Raw genomic sequence first — 1,301 nt, 5'->3', positions numbered from 1 at the left:
CACCGGGACAGTGCGGCCCAGCACCTGGAGGCTCGCCGGCTGGCCGTTCCGCTCGCCCGTCAGCTCCTCGAAGGCAGCGTCCAGCGCGCGTTCGGAGCGGCCGTTCACCGGGTGGTGCCAGGTCGGCAGCCCGCGGATGCGCTCGCGCCGGTAGTCCTGGGCCGCTTCCAGGTAGAAGACCTCCACCCGCGACTGGATCAGCGCGATGAAGGGCAGGAAGGCGTCGCGGCCCGGCTTGCCCTTGAAGAGATCCTGGGGGGCGGTGTTGCTGGTCGCCACCATGACCACGCCGCGGGCGAAGAGCGCCTCGAAGAGCCGGCCGAGGATCATGGCATCGGTGATGTCGTGGACCTGGAACTCGTCGAAGCAGAGCAGCGAGGCCTCTGACGCGATCAGGTCGACCAGCGGCGGGATCGGGTCGTCGGCCCCGGGATTCGCGCGGCGCCAGGCGTGGATGCGGGCGTGCGCCTCCTGCATGAAGGCATGGAAGTGGATGCGGCGCTTGCGCGGGACCTCGGCGGTGTCGAAGAAGAGGTCCATCAGCATGGACTTCCCCCGGCCGACGGCACCGACGAGATAGAGGCCCTCCGGCGTGCCCTCCGGCGCCGCGAGGTCGCCCGAGCCGCGCTTGCCGCCGAAGAGCTTGCCCAGGAAGCCGCGCGGCTCCGGGGCAGTGGGCTTCGGATCGTAGCCGCGCAGGTTGCGCCAGAGCGTCTGCAGGATCTCGGCCGCATGGGCCTGGGCCGGGTCGGCGCGCAGCGCGCCCTCGGCGACGCGGGCACGATATTCGGCCAGCGGGCCCTCGTTCCGGGATATCAGGGAGTCCATGGCCGCCAGGGATAGACCGGGCGCGCCGATGGCTCAACTCGCCTGCCGCGTCGCAGCAATCAGTCCAGATGCGCCAGGAAATGCGCGATGGCGGCGATATCGGCGTTGGACAGGCCGACCACCGCGCCGTTCATCTGCGTGTCGGCGCCGGCGCGCCGCCCTTCGCGATACTCGATCATCGTGTGCGACAGGAATTCCTCGCGCTGGGCGGCGATGCGCGGGATCTGCGCCCGGCCGCCGAAGTCGGACACGTGGCAGGTTCCGCAGCGGCGCGGGCCGACCAGCGCCTGGCCGGCGGCGAAGAGCGCCGCGTCGCGCGGCCGGCGGTCCTCCGGCGGTCCCGGCGGCAGGCTGCCGAAATGGGCGGCGAGGTCCTCGATGTCCTTGTCCGGCATGTTGGCGGCGAAGTCGTTCATCGGCGGCGCCAGCCGGACGCGCTCGCGGAACAGGATCATCTGCAGGGTGATGAAATC

Annotated in this window: 2 protein-coding genes; both read right to left on the bottom strand. The window is 71.3% G+C overall.

The genetic code is table 11. The annotated features are described in order from the left end of the window. The coding region (gene zapE, locus AC1DWF_RS32050) for a cell division protein ZapE (RefSeq protein WP_476842571.1) at positions 1 to 828 on the bottom strand (828 nt) is incomplete at its 3' end. A 59-nt stretch (positions 829 to 887) separates the two neighbouring features. Next, positions 888 to 1,301 (bottom strand): c-type cytochrome (locus AC1DWF_RS32045; RefSeq protein ID WP_476842570.1); only part of this gene is annotated, 414 nt, incomplete at its 5' end.

Source organism: Aminobacter sp. P4_D5 (genome assembly GCF_056401815.1).
Note: the sequence above shows the minus strand (reverse complement) of the source record. Positions and strands in the feature narration are given on the sequence as shown.